The following is a 16645-nucleotide window of genomic DNA, read 5'->3' as shown; positions in this document are numbered from 1 at the left end:
TGGATGTATCGCAACATATCATTATTCACTATGGGGCGTCTGGTCAATAATCACTCCACACAAGGTCATCACAACGACATCGCTCACCAACGGTCGTTGACAGACTGGCTGAGGCTTCTGTCGTCGACAGGCCGGGTACCGCTAAAACAAGAGGTTGGTTTGATGCAGCTATACAGTTTCTTTAACAGCTCGACGTCCTACCGCGTGCGAATCGCGCTGGCGCTCAAGGACGTTCACTACACTTATCATGGCGTCAATATCCGTGTGGGCGAGCAACGTTTCGCCGATTACGCGGCGCTGAATCCGTCCAGGGGCGTGCCGCTGCTGGTCGACGATAACGGCACCACGCTGAGCCAGTCTGTGGCCATTATCGATTATCTGGATGCCCGCTTTCCGGAGCCCCGCCTGATCCCTGAAGAACCTGAGCTGCGTGCCCGGGTGCTGGAAGTGGCCAACGGTATTGCCTGTGACATGCATCCGCTGAACAACCTGCGGGTGCTGGGTTACCTGAAGAACGAACTGGGTGTGACCGATGCCCAGAAAGACGCCTGGTATGCCCACTGGGCCCGCGAAGGCTTCAATGCGCTGGAAACCCTGCTGCAGCGCTACGGCGATGCGCCTTACTGCTTCGGCCAGACACCGACCCTGGCCGATGTCTGCCTGGTGCCCCAGGTGGCCAATGTGCTGCGCATGGGCTTTGACATGGCGCCTTACCCGCGGGTCATGGCGGTATACGAGCACTGCCAGCGCCAGAGTGCTTTTGAGCAGGCGGCGCCGAGCGCACAGCCTGATTTTCAAGTCTGATTGATTCCCTGATTACGACAGCACAACCTTGTTTACGGAGTACTGCTATGAACAACAACAACGCACAGCAAAAAGTGATCGTCGTCGGTGGTGGCATCGGTGGCCTGGCTGCCGCCATGTCTCTGACCCGTCAGGGAATTGAAGTTCAGCTGCTGGAACAGGCCGACAAGATCGCCGAAATCGGTGCCGGCATTCAGCTGGGGCCCAATGCCTATTCCGCCCTCGATGCGCTGGGCGTCGGCGAGGCCGCGCGTAACCGCTCCGTGTTCACCGATCACCTGGTGATGATGGATGCGGTTGATGCCAGCGAAGTGGGTCGCATTGATGTCGGTGAGTCGTTCCGCAAGCGTTTCGGCAACCCGTACGGCGTTATTCACCGTGCCGACATTCACCTGTCGATCCTGGAAGCGGTGCAAGAGCATCCGCTGATCAGCTTCCACACCTCGACCCGAATCGACAATGTCGAGATCAACGACGACGGTGTGGTCGTTACCGACACCAACGGCAACCAGTTCAAGGCCGATGCCCTGGTGGGCTGCGACGGCGTCAAGTCGGTGGTGCGCGAACAGCTGGTTGGCGACGCCCCCCGTGTCACCGGTCACGTCGTTTACCGCGCCGTGGTTGAAGCCGAGGAAATGCCGGAAGATTTGCGCATCAACTCGCCGGTACTCTGGGCCGGTCCGCGCTGCCACCTGGTGCATTACCCGCTGCGTGGCGGCGAACAGTACAACCTGGTGGTGACCTTTCACAGCCGCGAGGAAGAAGAGTGGGGCGTGCGCGAAGGCAGCCAGGAAGAGGTGCTGTCCTACTTTCAGGGTATCGACGAGCGTCCGCATCGCCTGCTGTCGCTGCCCAAGTCCTGGAAACGCTGGGCCACCGCCGACCGCGAACCGGTCGAAAGCTGGGGTGAGGGCCGTGCCACCATCCTCGGTGATGCCGCGCATCCCATGACCCAGTATTTGGCCCAGGGCGCCTGCATGGCGCTGGAAGATGCCGTAACCCTGGGCGAGGCGATCCGGGTCTGCGACAACGATCTGGAAAAAGCCTTCCGTCTGTACGAGGAAATTCGTATTCCGCGCACCGCCCGTGTCGTCTGGTCCGCCCGCGAAATGGGCCGGTTGTACCACGCCAAGGGTGTCGAGCGTCAGGTCCGCAACGCCCTATGGGCCGGCCGCAGCCAGGAGCGCTTCTACGACGCCATCGAATGGCTGTACAGCTGGAACGTTGAAAACTGCCTCAAGCACCCCGGCGAGAAGTAAGCGCGCACCCAATTGATGAGGAGAAGACCGATGCAAGCTCTTGGAACCCTGGAAGACCTGCCGCAAAGCTACCGCGACGAGCTGACGGCGCAAAACCTGGTGCCGCTGTGGCCCAACATGCGCGCGGTACTGCCGCCGCATGTGCCGAGCCGCAAGACCCAGACCCTGCGCTGGGACTATGCCAGCGTGCGCCCGCTGCTGCTGCAGGCCGGTGAACTGACCCCCATGGAAAAGGCCGAGCGCCGCGTACTGGTGCTGGCCAATCCGGGTCACGGTCTCAACAACATGCAGGCCACTCCCAGCATCTATCTGGGCATACAGCTGATCCTGCCGGGTGAGTCGGCGCCCAATCATCGCCACACCCCCAACGCGGTGCGCATCATCATCGAAGGCGAGGGTGCCTCCACCACTGTGGACGGCGAAGTCTGTCGCATGGAGCGGGGCGACCTGATCCTGACGCCGTCTGGTAAATGGCATGAACATCAACACGGGGGCGATGGCCCCATCATGTGGCTGGATGTGCTCGACCTGCCGCTGGTCTATCAGCTCGAAGGCTCCTGGGCGATCGAGGGCACACCGCAGCTGGACAACCGGGAACAGGACAAGTCCTTTGCCGAATACAGCGCTGCCGGCGTGGTGCCGAACATCAATTTCGAACGTGCCGCCCAGGATTCGCCGCAGCTGCGCTATCCCTGGAGCAAGACCCGCGCCTGCCTGGTGGAAATGGCCAGCCATTACAGCGAAGGCCTGCTGCGGATCAGCTACGTGAATCCCGAAAACGGCGCCAGCCTGTTCCCGAGCATCGGCTTTGGCGCACTGATGTTGCGCCCGGGCGAAAGCATCCGCCTGCCAAAACGCACCACCGCCTGCGTGTTTCATGTGGTGGAAGGCGAGGGCGCGATCAGCGTCGATGGCGCAGACGAGCTGAGCTGGGTGGAAAAGGACACGCTGTCCGCCCCTGGCTACAGCGATATCACCCTGACCAACCGGTCATCGGATCAGCCGGCGTTCCTGATCACGGCGGACGAAGGCCCGCTGCATCAGTACCTCGGTATTTATTGATCAGCCCCACTATTCATGACGACGATTTTTGGAGAACACGATAATGTCTGAACAGCTCTTATTCCCGGCCAAAAAGCAGCCCCTGGCCACCGTGGCAGGCTCTGATGCACTCTTCCCTGTGCACCGTATCTTCTGCGTGGGTCGCAACTACCATGCCCACGCTGCTGAAATGGGTGTGAGCGTAGACAAGTCCGAGCAGGAACCCTTCTACTTCACCAAGCATCCGAGCAGCCTGCTGCCCTCAGGCAGTGAAATCGCCTATCCGCCGCAAACTGAAAACTACCATTACGAAATGGAACTGGTCGTGGCGATCGGCAAGGAAGGCTTTGAAGTGGCCGAGAGCGATGCCAACGACATCATCTTCGGCTATGCCAGCGGTCTGGACATGACCCGCCGCGATCTGCAGCTCAAGGCGCGCGCCACCAACCGTCCCTGGGATCTGGGCAAGGACTTCGAAGAGTCCGCCATTATCAGCGCCATCGTGCCCAAAGAAGTTACCGGCACCATCGAGTCCGGCAAGATCGAGCTGGCCGTTAACGGTGAAGTGAAGCAGCAGTCTGATCTCGACAAGCTGATCTGGAACGTGCCAGAAATTATCGCGCACCTGTCGAAATTCTATCACCTGCAGCCCGGCGACCTGATCTTCACCGGCACGCCCGAGGGTGTCGGCGCGGTTGTCCCCGGCGACAAGATCACCGGTTCGGTGGAAAAGGTCGGCGATATCGAGCTGACGATCAAGAAATAGCCTGCGAGCAAGACGCATGCTTGGCGGTCGCCGTTGGTGGCCGCCAATCCTTCCTGAATCGCTTTAACACTTGATGCAGGGCTCAGGGTTTGTCTGCGCCGGTACCTGCCGGTGCAGGTATGCAATAACTATAAAAGTGGAGCTTCACCCAATGATGACCATCAAAAAACTGATTGCCTGTGCCATTGCCCCAGTCGTTGCCGCAACAGCCCTGACTCTCAGCCTGTCGGCCAGTGCAGAACGCATGCGCCTGGGCCACGTCACACCGCCGAGCCATATCTGGCACAAGGTGGCCGAACGCTTCAATGACAATCTCAAGCAGGAGAGCGGCGGCAAGGACTCGCTGATGATCTTCCCGCTGTCCAAGCTCGGCGGCGATGACCAGATGATCGATCTGCTGCAAAGCGGCGGCATGCAGCTGGCCATACTCACGGCCGGCAGTCTTTCCAACCGTGCCGACGAGTTCAACGGCTGGTTCCTGCCCTTTGCCTTTGACAACGTCAGTGATGCCGCCGCAGCCACACAGGCACCCGCGGCCCAGCAGATGTTGGCCGATCTGAAACAGCACAAGCTGGTGGGCCTGGGCTATACCCTGGCGGGCATGCGCCATGTCATTTCGTCCAAGCCGATCAGCAGCGTGGACGACTTCGCCAACAAGAAGATCCGCGCCTTTCCCAACAAACTGTTCAACGACTGGTGGAGCCAGCTGGGTGCCGCACCCACAGCGCTTGCCATCAGCGATGTATCGCCGGCCCTGACCACCAACCTGCTTGATGCCGTAGATGTGGACCTGGATATCGTCGTCGGCCTGAAAATGTACCAGCAGGCGCCCTACCTGACCCTGACCAACCACATGGCGTTTCCGGGCGTAGTGGTGGCCTCTGAAGTCTGGTGGAACAAGCTGGGTGAAGAAAAGCAGAACCAGGTGCTGAAGGCCTTCCGCGAAGCTGAAGCCTGGGGCTTCAAGCAGCAGGCCGAAGCCGAGGTCAGCAACCTGGAACGGCTGAAGGCCGAGGGTGTCACCGTCACCGAATTTGACCGCGCACAGCTGGCGCCGGTGGCCCAGCGCATCGTCGACACCTACACCGCGGGCAACCCTGCCATCAAAAGCTTTTATGAGCAGACGCGGTAAATAATGAACAGGGCAGGGGTGCGCCTCTGCCAGGCGAGGTGCTTATGTCTGGTTTAATAACAACGATCGACCGGCTTGTCGGCAAGATAGAATACGCGCTGCTGATTGGCCTGACCGCCGGCCTGACGCTGATTCTGTCGGCCCAGGTGGTGCTGCGCTATTTCTTCAGCAGCCCGCTGTTCTGGGCCGAGGAAGTGGCGGTGCAAATCCTGATCTCGGCCACCTTTATTGGCGTCAGCTATTTGCTCTACACCAATCAGCTGGTGCGGGTGGACCTGCTGCTCGCGGGCCTGAGAGGGGCGGCGGCGCTGTGGATGGAGCGGCTGCTGAACCTGGTCGTGCTGGCCACCCTGCTGGTGTTCTGTTATTACGCCACCGACTGGATCCTGCGCCCCGAAATCAAGGCCGATGTGTCGCCCACCACCGGTTTGCCGCGCTGGTACAACTACGGCGTGCTGGTGGCGGCATTCTACTGCATGAGCTGGCACCAGCTGGTCCGGCTGCTGTGCTCATTTTTCCAGGCTAAACCTGCACTGGTGGAGGCTGCCGCATGATGACGTCCGCTGTATTTTTTGTCAGCCTGCTGGCTGGACTACCGATCTTTATAACCCTGCTGCTGGGCACCCTGGTGTTCCTACTGCAGGCTGACCTAGCGGTGCTGATGACATCCCTGCCGATCCAGCTGTACGGGTCGCTGAACCAGAACGGCCTGCTGGCTATTCCGCTGTTCATGCTGGTGGGTGAACTGATGAACCGCGGCGGCCTGACCACAAGGCTGATGAATGCCGCCGATGTGTTCGTCGGTGGCTTCAGGGGCGGGCTGGCCTACGTCAACCTGCTGACCAATGCCATGGCGGCCTCCATTCTGGGGTCGGCCACCGCGCAGATCGCCGTCATGAGCCGGCTGATGATCCCGGCCATGGTGGAAAAGGGCTACAACAAGGAATTCTCCGCTGCCGTGACCATGGCCGGTGGTCTGCTGGGGCCCATCATTCCGCCGTCCATGCTGATGATCATCTACGGCGTGGTGGCCTATCAGCCTATTTCGGCGCTGTTTATCGCCGGCATTCTGCCGGGACTGCTGATCGTGGCCGGCTTTGCGCTGGTGATCTTTATCACCGGTCTGGTCAAGGGCCTGCCCAGTGGCGAACGTCACCAGAGCAGCCGCGTGCGCAAGGATCTGCTTGCCGGTCTGCTGCCGGCCACCATACCGCTGGTGGTGATCGTCTGCATCATTGCCGGTGTCATGACACCCACCGAAGCCGGCGCCGTAGCTTCCATCATGGCGTTTGCGATCGGCGCCGGGGCCTACAAGGCGATTCGCATCAAGGACCTGGGCGCCGTCTTTGCCTCGGTGGCGCTGAATACCGCCACCATCACCGGTCTGATTGCCACCGCCTCGGTATTTGGCTGGGCGCTGTCATTTGAAGCGGTGCCAGACATGCTGGTGGAATGGATCAGCGGCATTACCACCTCGCCGATCGTCTTCCTGATGCTGGTGTATGCGCTGGTGATTGTGCTGGGAATGTTCCTTGAAAGCATCAGCGTGATGATCGTGATCGTGCCCATTATCCTGCCGGCGGCGCTGTCCTTTGGCATCGATCCCATTCACTTTGGCGTCATGATCAGTCTAGCAACCCTGGTGGGGCTGGTGACACCGCCGGTCGGGCCTGGCCTCTATATCGCCATGACCGCGGCCAACCTGCCGATGGGTGCACTGTTCCGCGCCATGGTGCCGTTCCTGCTGTCGATGTTCGCCTGCATGCTGATCATCGCGTTGTTCCCGGCCATTTCGCTCTGGCTGCCGAGCCTAATGGCCAGCTGACGATTTTCCTTTTCACGCCCCGCCGGCACCTTTGCCTGCGGGGCTTTTTTGTTTTCAAGGTCGAAAGCTTTGTATCCGGGCAGGTGGTGCGACTCAAGCGGCACGAGAGACCACGGGGTGAAGCTAAGGCCGATCGGCCATCCTGAACAGCGGAAACGATGGTGTAGATTCTGTTGCTCAAGCGGTTTTGCCGCCTGTCCGACGTGCAGATGGAGTTACAGGCTGGATGAAGCAGGAGCATTAGCCTAGAGCACTTTCATCTTGTATCGACCCATTGCGAGAGTTGAGGCGAGATTAAGGTGATCGTGTTGGAGTCTGTGCAGGCTGGGGTATCGGAGCGGTTTGATCGCTCCTGTTGCGCCTAGCTGGCGCGTTACTGGCAAAGAAAAGTAACCAAAGCGCTTTACCTTGAAGAATGCACCCACATCAGCCGGTCTTCGGCTACAGTGCCTAGCGGAATGTTACTCCGGACGTCCTGCCTTCAAGGTGAAGAGGGAGACAATGACGTGGTCAAGTCATAACGGACACCCCAGTTAAGCGGCGTTGGCCAACAGGCCCTTTCGTTCAAATTCATTCGGACTCTGGTAACCCAGATAGGAATGTAACCGGTGGCTGTTATAAAACATTGTGATGTAGCGGGCGATATCCGCCCGGGCTTCCTCCCGGGTCTTATCTGAACATAATCCCGGTGCTCGTCGGCTGCTGAGGGGGGGCAAGAGCAGCTCTGATGCTTCGGTGGCAGTAGGCAACTAAAGCACTCTCATCTTACCTCGACCCATATCCGGCCACCTCGAAGTAAGTAAACACTCAAAACAACCTCGATCAACTGATAAGTGTTGCGTGCGTGCGGGCCTTCTTTACCGGACAGGTAATGGTACTGCTGAAGTATCAGTATTGGGGCTGATACCTCTAATCGGTCGCACGCGTGCTGGCTCCTTAGCTACACTCGGGGATAGTACAGAATGCCACTCAGAACGAAAGTGATGAATTTGGCCATGATCCTCGGTCTGCTCTCGTGAAATATCGGTGAGTTAATTCTTTCGGCATGTCTGAATACCGATATATTCTTGAGCGACATTACCTTGCGGCAAGATTAGTTAAAGTTTTTCCTGATCAGCTTCTGCAGTTCTCCAACAAGACCATTGCGGAAGGCGAGGACACAGAGCACAAATACAATACCCATGATCACATGAATGTAGTTGGCCAGGGGGCCCGAAGCCAGGACGTTCTGTATGGCAATGATGGTACCTGCCCCGAGGACGGGGCCCCAGAGGGTGCCCATTCCACCCAGCAGGGTCATCAGCACCACTTCGCCTGACATGAACCAGTGTACGTCATTGAGGGAGGCCAGCTGGAATACCAGTGCTTTGGTGGATCCAGCAAGCCCTGCCAAAGTTGCGGAGAGCACGAACGCCAGCAGCTTGTATTGATTGACCTTGTAGCCCAGGGAGATGGCGCGGGGCTCGTTTTCCCGAATCGCCTTCATCACTTGGCCGAAGGGGCTGTGGACGGTACGGCGGATCAGGCCAAAGCCGGCGATAAAGATCGCCAGGACGAAGTAGTACATGTTGAGGTTGTCGGACAGATCGACCAGTCCGAAGAGCTTGCCGCGCGGTACACCCTGAAGGCCGTCCTCGCCACCGGTGAAGGGCGCTTGCAGGTAGAAGAAAAACGCCAGCTGGGCCAGCGCCAGCGTGACCATGGCGAAGTAGATTCCTTCCCGTTTGACAGCCAGTGTGCCGTAGATGAAGCCCAGCAGGGCTGAGGCACCCACGCCGGCCAGGATACCGACTTCGGGCGTCAAGCCGTAGGTAACCATCAGGTAACCAGTGACGTAGGCGCCGGTGCCGAGAAACACCGCATGACCGAACGAGAGCAACCCGGCAAACCCCAGTAACAGGTTGAAGGCGCAGGCAAAGAGCGCGAAGCAGAGCGCTTTCATCAGGAAAACCGGGTAGAGCGCCAAGGGGGCTACCAGCGCCAGACCCAGCAGTAGCAGATTGAGCATTTTGTTATTCATTATTGCGACCTCAAAAACATCAAGCGGTGAGTGCGTGCCGTCGTACGCCGGCTATGCTTCTTTACCGAACAGGCCGGCGGGCTTGGTCAGCAGCACCAGTACCATGACCAGGAAGATCACAGTGTTGGAGGCTTCGGGATAGAAGTACTTGGTCAGTCCTTCGACAACACCCATGGCCAGGCCGGTGAGGATGGCGCCGCCGATGGAACCCATGCCACCGATGACGACGATGGCGAAGACCACGATCAGGATATTGGAGCCCATTTCCGGCGCGACGGAGTAAATCGGGGCTGCAAGCACGCCGGCCAATCCGGCCAGACCGGCACCGAAGCCATAGGTCAGGGTGACGATGAGCGGCACGTTGATGCCAAAGGCCTGCATTAACTGCGGGTTCTCGGTACCGGCACGCAGGTAGGCACCGAGCTTGGTCTTCTCAATCAGATACCAGGTGCCGGCACAGACCACGAGGGAGAACATGATGATCCAGGCGCGGTAGTTGGGCAGGTACATAAACGGCAGCCTGGTGCCGCCTTGCAGCTCCTCGGGAATGGCGTAGGGCAGGCCGGAAGAGCCGAACCAGTGTGTAAACAGGCCCTGCAGAATCAGGGCGATGCCGAAGGTCAGCAGCAGGCTGTAGAGGTGATCCTCGTGGGCGATGGGGCGGATCAGGGTACGTTCCAGCAGGATGCCGAAAACGCCGATGCCGAGCGGCACCAGCACAAGCGCCCACCAGTAGTTGAGTTGCAGGTATTCCAGGCCGATCCAGGCTGAAAAAGCGCCCAGCATGTACAAGGCTCCGTGGGAGAAATTGATAATCTTCAGCAGGCCGAAGATGATCGCCAGGCCCAGCGCCAGCAGTGCGTAGAAGGAGCCGTTGATCAGGCCGATCAGCAACTGGCCCGACAGGGCAAAGAGATTGATATCGAAGAGAGTCGCCATAACCACACCTGATAATGCTCAGCGGAAAGCCTTAGCTTCCTTTTATTGTTGTTATCGAAAGGGGCAGACGTCCGTCTGCCCCGATGCGCGCCCGTCAGTTCTGGCTCAGTGCGAAGTCGCAACCGCCCTTGTCCAGGGGCAGGTAGGCATCTTTGCCGGGAATCACATTCTCGATGGCGAAAATGTCGTTGCCGTCACGGCGTTCATCTGCCTTCTTGATGCGGACCTGCAGCATGTCGTGAACCATGCGGCCGTCCTTGCGCAGGAAACCGTTGCGGGAGAAGAAGTCCTCCACCGGCATTTCCTTCATCTTGGCCATCACGGCCCTGGACTCGTCGGTGCCGGCAGCTTCCACTGCCTTTAGGTAGTGCATGGTCGAGGAGTAGGTGCCGGCGTGTATCATCGACGGAATAGCGCCCCCCATGCGGGCCATGTACCGTTTGGACCATTCACGGGTTTGCTCATCCATATCCCAGTAGAAGCCTATGGTCAGCTTCATGCCGCCTGCGATGGCTGGATCCAGAGCCTGGGCGTTCTGGGTAAACACCATCAGGCCGGCGATGTCCATCATGTCGGTGACGCCGAATTCGGCGGCGGTCTTGAGCGAATTGACCATGTCATTCCCCGCATTGGCGAGTGCAATGACGTCGGCGCCGGAAGACTGAGCCTGAAGGATATAGGAGGAAAAATCGGTCGTGCCCAGCGGTGCCCGGACGGCACCAACCACCTCACCGCCGTTGGCTTGGATTACGTCTGTGGCAACGCTTTCCAGCGCATGGCCGAAGGCATAGTCGGCGGTGACAAAGAACCACTTCTTCTTGCCGCTCTGAACCATCGGCTTGACGGTGCCGTTGGCCATGGCCACGACATCGTACGTCCACTGGGCGTTAAATGGGGAGCAGGACTTGGTGGTAAACGCATGGCTGGCAGAAGCGGAAATGAGGGTAATCTTTTCGTGCTCAGTCATTAATTTCGTAATCGCTCCCGTTACGGAGCTGGCGACTGACCCGTTAATAACATCGACCTGCTCGGTCTCAATCCACTTGCGCGCGATCGTGGACCCAAGGTCGGGCTTGTTCTGATCGTCTGCGCTGATGACTTCGATGGGGCTGCCAAGCACCTTGCCGCCGAAATCATCGACCGCCATTTGCACAGCCTCGACACAGCCTCGGCCGCAAATCTCTGCATAGACACCACCCATGTCGCCCATTACCCCTATCTTGACCTTTCCGTCTGAGATGTTGGCCTGGGCCGCGCTGGTGCTGGCAACCAGGGCAGAGGCCAGCAGTATTTTAGATATCAGGTTCATATTGTTCTCCAAGCGTTATTGTTGTATTACGTTCTGCTTCGGTTTTTCGCGTCCTGCGAAAATCGGTTACACACCGAGGTAGATGTTCAGCAACTCGGTCTTGGCTTCCAGCTCGCTGGCGTGAATTTCCTCGACGATGTGGCCGTGCTCCATCACGTAATGGCGATCGGCTATGGGGGCGGCGAAACGGAAGTTCTGCTCCACCAGAAGGATGGTCAGGCCCCGCTGCTTGAGCTGGGTGAGCACCTTGGCAAGCGTCTGCACGATCACCGGTGCCAGGCCCTCGGTGATCTCGTCGAGCAACAGGATGTTGGCGCCGGTACGCAGGATACGGGCCATGGCCAGCATCTGCTGTTCGCCGCCAGAGAGGCGTGTGCCCTGGCTCTTGCGACGTTCGGCCAGGTTGGGAAACATGGCATAGATCTCCTCCACCGACATGCCGTCGGAGCGCACGCTGGGAGGGAGCATGAGGTTCTCTTCGACGTTGAGACTGGAAAAAATGCCCCTTTCTTCCGGGCAGTAACCCAGGCCCAGGTGAGCGATACGGTGGCCGGGCATGTCGATGGTCTCGTGCCCGTTGATATTGATCGATCCTGATCGCTTGCCCACCATGTTCATGATCGCACGCAAGGTGGTGGTGCGGCCGGAACCGTTGCGACCCAGCAGGGTGACCAGTTCTCCCTGTTTGATCGACAGATCGATGCCATGCAGGATGTGGGACTCGCCGTAGAAAGCGTGCAGGTCGTTAATGCGCAGCTTTTCGCGCTGTGACTGGGCATTCATCACTGCAGTCATGCAGTAGCCTCCAGGTCGCTGTCGTCGATAGTGTTCTGCGCCGTCGACGGATCCGCTTCGACGCCCATGTAGGCCTCGCGTACCCGCAGGTCGGCGGATACGGCTTGGTAGTTACCCTCGGTGAGAATGGCGCCTCGCTGCAGTACGGTGATACGGTCTGACAGGTTGGCTACCACCTTGAGGTTGTGCTCGACCATCAGGATGGTGCGATCCTTGGCTACTTCCCTGATCAGCTCGGTGATGACGCTGACATCCTCGTGTCCCATACCCTGGGTTGGTTCGTCGAGCAACAGAAGCTCAGGATCCAGCGCCAGTGTGGTAGCGATCTCCAGTGAACGCTTGCGGCCATAAGGCAGGTCGACGGCTCGCACTTTGGAAAAGTCGCGCAGGCCGACTGATTCCAGTAGTTCCAGGGCACGCTCGTTGAGCCTATCCAGCGTCTTTTCCGAACGCCAGAACACAAAGCTGTCGCCGCGTTTGCGTTGTAATGCCACTCGTACGTTTTCCAGTACAGACAGGTTCGCAAACACAGCAGATATCTGGAAAGAGCGGATCACTCCCATGCGGGCTATCGAGGCTGGGTTTTCTCTGGTGATGTCTTGCCCGTTGAACAGCAAGCTTCCCCGGGTCGGAGTCAGAAACTTGGTCAGCAGATTGAATACGGTTGTCTTCCCGGCCCCGTTGGGGCCAATCAAGGCATGAATGGTTCCGCGCTCGACCTTAAGGTTGACGTCGTCAACGGCGGTAAAACCCTTAAACTCTTTTACAAGATGCTTGGTCTCCAGGATCAGATCCCGTTGCATAAAGCCTCCTTCTTTTTTTGTTATGGCTCTGGTTTCTGTGCGAACAGTTCGCGCAGATGAGTTCGTCGAAGCTGGGTGCGCATATCGGAACTGAATTCAGTGTACTGTCAAAGAAAAATTAAGACAATAAGTTTACCTAAATATATTATAGCCTTCTTTCTTCTGTGCTCGGAATGTGTTTTATATCCTTTAATTAAGCGATTTTGTGCGTTTTTTATGGTTTTTAATGCGAACCTATCGTTTCATGTCGTCTTAATAAAAGATTGCTCTTTGTCTTAAATGACAATTTATTTGCTTAATTTCAATTGAGGGCTCTTTGGTGGCCGACTGCGTCGGCTGTCCTCGCCGGCCGCGTGGTGTGGTCGTCAGTCAGTGCCGGGCGGCCAGCCTGCTTCGGCTATGCAGGGCCGCGCCGCTACTGTAACGGTTGAGGGGTGGTCGATTGTGGCGATGTATCAGGTCGTGACCGATCGCGCACTGTCGTCCGGGAATGGTCATATCTTCGGTCGCAGGCGGCTCCCCGAGATCTCCTGTTTATCGGAGCGTTGCCTGGCGGTTGTCAGAATGGTCCGGAGTCTGCTGCAAGCATTCTTATGCTGGTCGAGTCTGCTGTTGTGATGCAGAAGTGTCGATGCTTCGAGTGTCTAGCCAAGTGCTGTCATCAGTTCGGTATTGGTCGGTGCTGAAAACGACCTGGCTGATCTGACAGTCAACTCAGTCCTCGAAGCCGTGAAAGGCTGCAAAATCCGATACGGGGGCGCGCCCGGTAATCAGACCGTTCTCGGGGGCCTCGGGGTCTTCGTACCCCAGTGCAATGCCGCAGACCAGGATGTCCTGCTCGGCCAGGGGGAGGTGGTCGCGGATCACCCGGTGGTAGCCTGCGAAGGCCGCCTGGGCGCAGGTGTGAAGGCCCTGGCCGCGGGCGGCCAGAAGGATGTTCTGGATAAACATCCCCAGGTCGATATAGCTGCCGGTACTGAGTCGCCGGTCCAGGCTGATCAGCAGCCCTACTGGTGCGTCAAAGAACTGGAAGTTTCGCAGCATCTGGGTATCGCGGGCATCCCTGTCATCGCGACCGATACCCAACCGGTTGTAAAGCGAGAAGCCCACTTCGCGCCGCCTGCCTTGGTAAGGCTCGAACCATTCGGTCGGGTAATAGGCATATTCGGGTTCGTGCGTGCTGGCATCCTCGCGTGCAGCGGCGAGGATGTCGCTGCACAGTTCGAGCTTGGCTATGCCGGTGATCACGTGGACATGCCAGGGTTGCACATTGTTGCCGCTCGGCGCGCGGGCGGCCAGCTCCAGAATATGCTCGATCACCTCTTTCGGGATGCTGTCGGGGCGAAAACGGCGCACCGACTTGCGGGTGCGAATGGCATTGTCGATATGCATGGTACTGTCCTATTCGGGCTCGAGGGCTTTGGTTGGCTCAAGCGTAATGTCGGCCAGGGTATCCTGCAGCTTGTTGAGATAATGCAGCAGGCTGACCGTGTCGTCGAAGCTGAAGCCGTGCAGTCCCTGACGATAAAACTCCTGGATCCGTGCCTGCAGACTGTTCCAGTAGGTCTGGCCGGTTTCGGTCAGTCTCACCAGTCTGGCCCGGCCGTCCTCGGGATGGGGGACACGCACGACATGGTCGTCCCGTTCCATCCGCTTGAGGACGCCGTCGAGATTCTGGCGACTGACCACCAGATAGTCGGTCAGCTCATTGAACGAGACTCCTTCTTCATGTCCTGTGCGTGACAGGGCTCCGAGTACGGCCCATTGCACAGTGCTGATGCCCATCTCTTTCTGTACCTGGCGTTGCAGTACGTTTCCGGTTTGAAAAAGACGGAAAAACAGCCGGTTGGGGATGCCTCCGGAATCCTGTTGGGTCATCGCAGATCCTTGTATGTCCGTTTAACGGGTGAGCTGCTGTATCCCCCCCCCTAATCCGGGGAAGTGCGGCAGCTACTCCCGGGTTGCTTCTCGAGCGATGATATTCTTCATGATCTGGGCCGTGCCGTCACCTATTTGTAGCCCCAGCACGTCACGCAGTCGCTGTGCCATGGGGAAATCTTCGCCATAGCCGGTGTGGCCGTGAGCCAGCAGACACTGCTTGACGACGTCGAACGCCAGTTTCGGCGCCCACCACTTGTTCATCGCCGCTTCGCTATTGTGTGGCAGGCCGCTATCTTTCAGCCATAGCGAGTAATAGCACTGCAGCCTGGCCGCACTGACATAGGTCTGCAGTTCGGCCAGCGGGTGAGTCAGGCCCTGGAATGCCGACAGCGGCTGATCGAAGGCATGGCGCTCGGTAAGCCACTGCCAGGTCTCGTCCAGCGACTGTTGTGCAACAGCCAGGCATTGCAGTCCGATCAGTGCACGGCTGTAGTCGAAGCCCTGCATCACCTGTTTGAAACCGCTGCCCTCATTGCCCAGCAGGTGGCTGGTCGGAAGTTCCACCGAATCGAAGAAAATCGAGCCGCGGCCGATGGCCCGCTGCCCGAGATCCTCAAAGCGTGTCGTGGAGATGCCCGGCAGGTTCATCGGGACCAGAAAGGCGCTGATGCCGCTGGCGCGGGACTCCTGGGTGCCGGTGCGGGCGAATACCACGGCAACGTCGGCCTGATCGGCAATCGAGATCGAGGTCTTTTCGCCGTTGAGTACATAGGTGTCGCCGCGGCGTTCGGCCTTGAGGCGCAGGCTGGCCGCATCGGAACCGCCGTGGGGTTCTGTCAGCGCAATACACACCAGCTTGCGACCGGCGATGATCTGCGGCAGCCATTCCTGTGCCAGTTCCGGTTTGGCAAAGTTGGCGATGATCTGGCCGTTGAGCGAGCAGAGCAGTGGCAGGTAGCCGACGTTGAAGTCGCCCCGCGAAATCTCCTCGATGATGATGCCGCTGGTGACGCAGTCCAGTCCGCTGCCGCCGAACTGCTCCGGCAACTCACCGCCCAGGAGTCCCATTTCGCCCAGCAGCTCTGCTGTGGACCTCTCGATCTGCCCCTCCCGGTCGCGCTGGGCGTAGCGCGGGGCCAGGACTTCGGTGCTGAGTCTCGCTACGCTTTCGCGGATCGCGTTCTGTTCCTCAGTAAATGCAAAGTTCATCTTGATCTCCGAGCTGTTTGTGAGGTGTTGGCCGGCAGCGCTGAGGCTGCCGGCGGCAAGGCCTTATTTGTAGAATTTACGGAATTCCGGCTTGCGCTTTTCCTTGAAGGCGTTGACGCCCTCCTGCGACTCCTCGGTGTTGTAGTACAGGCTCAGGGCCTGCATACCGAGGGCGCCGATACCGGCGATATTTTCGCTGTCGGCATTGAAAGAGCGCTTGGCGATGGCCAGGGCCGTGGGGCTTTTCTCGAGAATCTCGTCGCACCATTGCTGCACTTCAGCATCAAGTTCGTCGTGCGGAACCACGGCATTGCACAGGCCCCACTCCAATGCTTGCTGGGCGCTGTAGCGACGGCACAGGTACCAGATTTCACGGGCGCGTTTTTCGCCGAGTACGCGGGCCATGTAGGCGGTGCCGAAGCCCGGATCGACGGAACCGACCTTGGGACCCACCTGGCCGAACTGGGCTTTGTCGGAGGCGATTGTCAGGTCGCAGATCAGTGCCAGCACGTGACCACCGCCGACGGCGAAACCCTGTACCCGGGCGATGACGGGTTTGGGTACCTCGCGGATTACACGCTGCAGCTCTTCCACCGGCAGCCCGATCAGACCGCGGCCGTCATACTGGCCTTCGTGAGCACCCTGGTCACCGCCGGTACAGAATGCCTTGTCACCGGCGCCGGTGAACACGATAACCCCGACGTCCTTGTTCCAGCCGGCGCGGTGGAAGGCATCCAGCAGTTCCATGCAGGTCTGGCCGCGAAAGGCGTTGTATCGATCCGGGCGGTTGATAGTGATGGTGGCAACACCGTTTTTTTCGTCGTAGAGGATATCTTCATAATGCATTGTCTTGGGCTCCTTG

At 58.7% G+C, this 16645-nt stretch carries 16 protein-coding genes and 1 pseudogene; 7 read left to right on the top strand and 10 right to left on the bottom strand.

From position 1 onward, the window contains the following. The first annotated feature begins 162 nt into the window (after nt 1–162). From maiA to F451_RS0118955, 7 genes are all read left to right on the top strand, one after another. Nucleotides 163–804: a maleylacetoacetate isomerase gene (gene maiA / locus F451_RS0118985; RefSeq protein ID WP_020682996.1), complete on the top strand. Its 642-nt coding sequence runs from the start codon at nt 163–165 to the stop codon at nt 802–804. A 47-nt stretch (nt 805–851) separates the two neighbouring features. After that, nucleotides 852–2063 (top strand): 3-hydroxybenzoate 6-monooxygenase, encoded by a 1212-nt coding sequence (locus F451_RS0118980; RefSeq protein WP_020682995.1) that lies wholly within the window; start codon nt 852–854, stop codon nt 2061–2063. Between the two features lie 30 nt (nt 2064–2093). Next, entirely contained in the window at nt 2094–3125 is a 1032-nt protein-coding gene (locus tag F451_RS0118975; RefSeq protein ID WP_020682994.1) for a cupin domain-containing protein, read from the top strand. 43 nt (nt 3126–3168) lie between these two features. Continuing rightward, the gene (locus F451_RS0118970; RefSeq protein WP_020682993.1) at nt 3169–3870 is read left to right on the top strand and encodes a fumarylacetoacetate hydrolase family protein; all 702 of its coding nucleotides are present in this window, start codon (nt 3169–3171) and stop codon (nt 3868–3870) included. Nucleotides 3871–4021: 151 nt separating this feature from the next. Then, a complete protein-coding gene (locus tag F451_RS0118965) occupies nt 4022–5002 on the top strand; it encodes a TRAP transporter substrate-binding protein (protein WP_020682992.1) in 981 nt (326 codons plus the stop codon). Nucleotides 5003–5046: 44 nt separating this feature from the next. Continuing rightward, entirely contained in the window at nt 5047–5556 is a 510-nt protein-coding gene (locus F451_RS0118960) for a TRAP transporter small permease (RefSeq protein ID WP_020682991.1), read from the top strand. Further along, nucleotides 5553–6827 (top strand): TRAP transporter large permease, encoded by a 1275-nt coding sequence (locus F451_RS0118955; protein WP_020682990.1) that lies wholly within the window; start codon nt 5553–5555, stop codon nt 6825–6827. The genes F451_RS0118960 and F451_RS0118955 overlap by 4 nt, the downstream gene beginning before the upstream one ends. Before the next feature lie 533 nt (nt 6828–7360). Here the strand turns inward: F451_RS0118955 and F451_RS28490 are convergent. From F451_RS28490 to badI, 10 genes and pseudogenes are all read right to left on the bottom strand, one after another. After that, nucleotides 7361–7495 (bottom strand): annotated as a pseudogene (locus F451_RS28490) (IS3 family transposase); the annotation flags it as partial. A gap of 425 nt (nt 7496–7920) precedes the next feature. After that, on the bottom strand, nt 7921–8847 hold the full coding sequence (locus tag F451_RS0118950) for a branched-chain amino acid ABC transporter permease (RefSeq protein ID WP_040880194.1): 927 nt from the start codon (nt 8845–8847) through the stop codon (nt 7921–7923). Nucleotides 8848–8898: 51 nt separating this feature from the next. Continuing rightward, complete coding sequence (locus F451_RS0118945; protein WP_020682988.1) at nt 8899–9786, bottom strand: branched-chain amino acid ABC transporter permease; 888 nt, start codon at nt 9784–9786, stop codon at nt 8899–8901. 94 nt (nt 9787–9880) lie between these two features. Next, a complete protein-coding gene (locus F451_RS0118940) occupies nt 9881–11095 on the bottom strand; it encodes an ABC transporter substrate-binding protein (RefSeq protein WP_020682987.1) in 1215 nt (404 codons plus the stop codon). A gap of 66 nt (nt 11096–11161) precedes the next feature. Then, nucleotides 11162–11890, bottom strand: coding sequence for an ABC transporter ATP-binding protein (locus tag F451_RS0118935; protein WP_020682986.1), 729 nt, complete (start codon nt 11888–11890; stop codon nt 11162–11164). Next, complete coding sequence (locus tag F451_RS0118930; protein ID WP_020682985.1) at nt 11887–12693, bottom strand: ABC transporter ATP-binding protein; 807 nt, start codon at nt 12691–12693, stop codon at nt 11887–11889. The genes F451_RS0118935 and F451_RS0118930 overlap by 4 nt, the downstream gene beginning before the upstream one ends. A 714-nt stretch (nt 12694–13407) precedes the next feature. Beyond that, nucleotides 13408–14085, bottom strand: coding sequence for a nitroreductase (locus tag F451_RS0118925; RefSeq protein WP_020682984.1), 678 nt, complete (start codon nt 14083–14085; stop codon nt 13408–13410). 9 nt (nt 14086–14094) lie between these two features. Further along, the gene (locus F451_RS0118920) at nt 14095–14571 is read right to left on the bottom strand and encodes a MarR family winged helix-turn-helix transcriptional regulator (RefSeq protein ID WP_020682983.1); all 477 of its coding nucleotides are present in this window, start codon (nt 14569–14571) and stop codon (nt 14095–14097) included. A 72-nt stretch (nt 14572–14643) separates the two neighbouring features. After that, on the bottom strand, nt 14644–15783 hold the full coding sequence (gene aliB / locus F451_RS0118915; RefSeq protein ID WP_020682982.1) for a cyclohexanecarboxyl-CoA dehydrogenase: 1140 nt from the start codon (nt 15781–15783) through the stop codon (nt 14644–14646). Between the two features lie 63 nt (nt 15784–15846). After that, nucleotides 15847–16629, bottom strand: coding sequence for a 2-ketocyclohexanecarboxyl-CoA hydrolase (gene badI, locus F451_RS0118910; RefSeq protein WP_020682981.1), 783 nt, complete (start codon nt 16627–16629; stop codon nt 15847–15849). Nucleotides 16630–16645 lie beyond the last annotated feature (16 nt).

Source organism: Marinobacterium rhizophilum DSM 18822, from assembly GCF_000378045.1.
Classification (GTDB): domain Bacteria; phylum Pseudomonadota; class Gammaproteobacteria; order Pseudomonadales; family Balneatricaceae; genus Marinobacterium_A; species Marinobacterium_A rhizophilum.
The sequence above is the reverse complement of the archived record's forward strand: the minus strand, read 5'-3'. Positions and strand labels throughout refer to the sequence as shown.

What these genes read in the sequence shown, in the direction of transcription:
- F451_RS0118935 (WP_020682986.1), bottom strand. Translation starts at nt 11,890, where the DNA reads ATGACTGCAGTGATGAATGCCCAGTCACAGCGCGAAAAGCTGCGCATT.
- badI (WP_020682981.1), bottom strand. Translation starts at nt 16,629, where the DNA reads ATGCATTATGAAGATATCCTCTACGACGAAAAAAACGGTGTTGCCACC.
- F451_RS0118920 (WP_020682983.1), bottom strand. Translation starts at nt 14,571, where the DNA reads ATGACCCAACAGGATTCCGGAGGCATCCCCAACCGGCTGTTTTTCCGT.
- F451_RS0118925 (WP_020682984.1), bottom strand. Translation starts at nt 14,085, where the DNA reads ATGCATATCGACAATGCCATTCGCACCCGCAAGTCGGTGCGCCGTTTT.
- F451_RS0118970 (WP_020682993.1), top strand. Translation starts at nt 3,169, where the DNA reads ATGTCTGAACAGCTCTTATTCCCGGCCAAAAAGCAGCCCCTGGCCACC.
- F451_RS0118955 (WP_020682990.1), top strand. Translation starts at nt 5,553, where the DNA reads ATGATGACGTCCGCTGTATTTTTTGTCAGCCTGCTGGCTGGACTACCG.
- F451_RS0118950 (WP_040880194.1), bottom strand. Translation starts at nt 8,847, where the DNA reads ATGAATAACAAAATGCTCAATCTGCTACTGCTGGGTCTGGCGCTGGTA.
- F451_RS0118965 (WP_020682992.1), top strand. Translation starts at nt 4,022, where the DNA reads ATGATGACCATCAAAAAACTGATTGCCTGTGCCATTGCCCCAGTCGTT.
- F451_RS0118940 (WP_020682987.1), bottom strand. Translation starts at nt 11,095, where the DNA reads ATGAACCTGATATCTAAAATACTGCTGGCCTCTGCCCTGGTTGCCAGC.
- F451_RS0118930 (WP_020682985.1), bottom strand. Translation starts at nt 12,693, where the DNA reads ATGCAACGGGATCTGATCCTGGAGACCAAGCATCTTGTAAAAGAGTTT.
- F451_RS0118960 (WP_020682991.1), top strand. Translation starts at nt 5,047, where the DNA reads ATGTCTGGTTTAATAACAACGATCGACCGGCTTGTCGGCAAGATAGAA.
- F451_RS0118975 (WP_020682994.1), top strand. Translation starts at nt 2,094, where the DNA reads ATGCAAGCTCTTGGAACCCTGGAAGACCTGCCGCAAAGCTACCGCGAC.
- F451_RS0118945 (WP_020682988.1), bottom strand. Translation starts at nt 9,786, where the DNA reads ATGGCGACTCTCTTCGATATCAATCTCTTTGCCCTGTCGGGCCAGTTG.
- F451_RS0118980 (WP_020682995.1), top strand. Translation starts at nt 852, where the DNA reads ATGAACAACAACAACGCACAGCAAAAAGTGATCGTCGTCGGTGGTGGC.
- aliB (WP_020682982.1), bottom strand. Translation starts at nt 15,783, where the DNA reads ATGAACTTTGCATTTACTGAGGAACAGAACGCGATCCGCGAAAGCGTA.
- maiA (WP_020682996.1), top strand. Translation starts at nt 163, where the DNA reads ATGCAGCTATACAGTTTCTTTAACAGCTCGACGTCCTACCGCGTGCGA.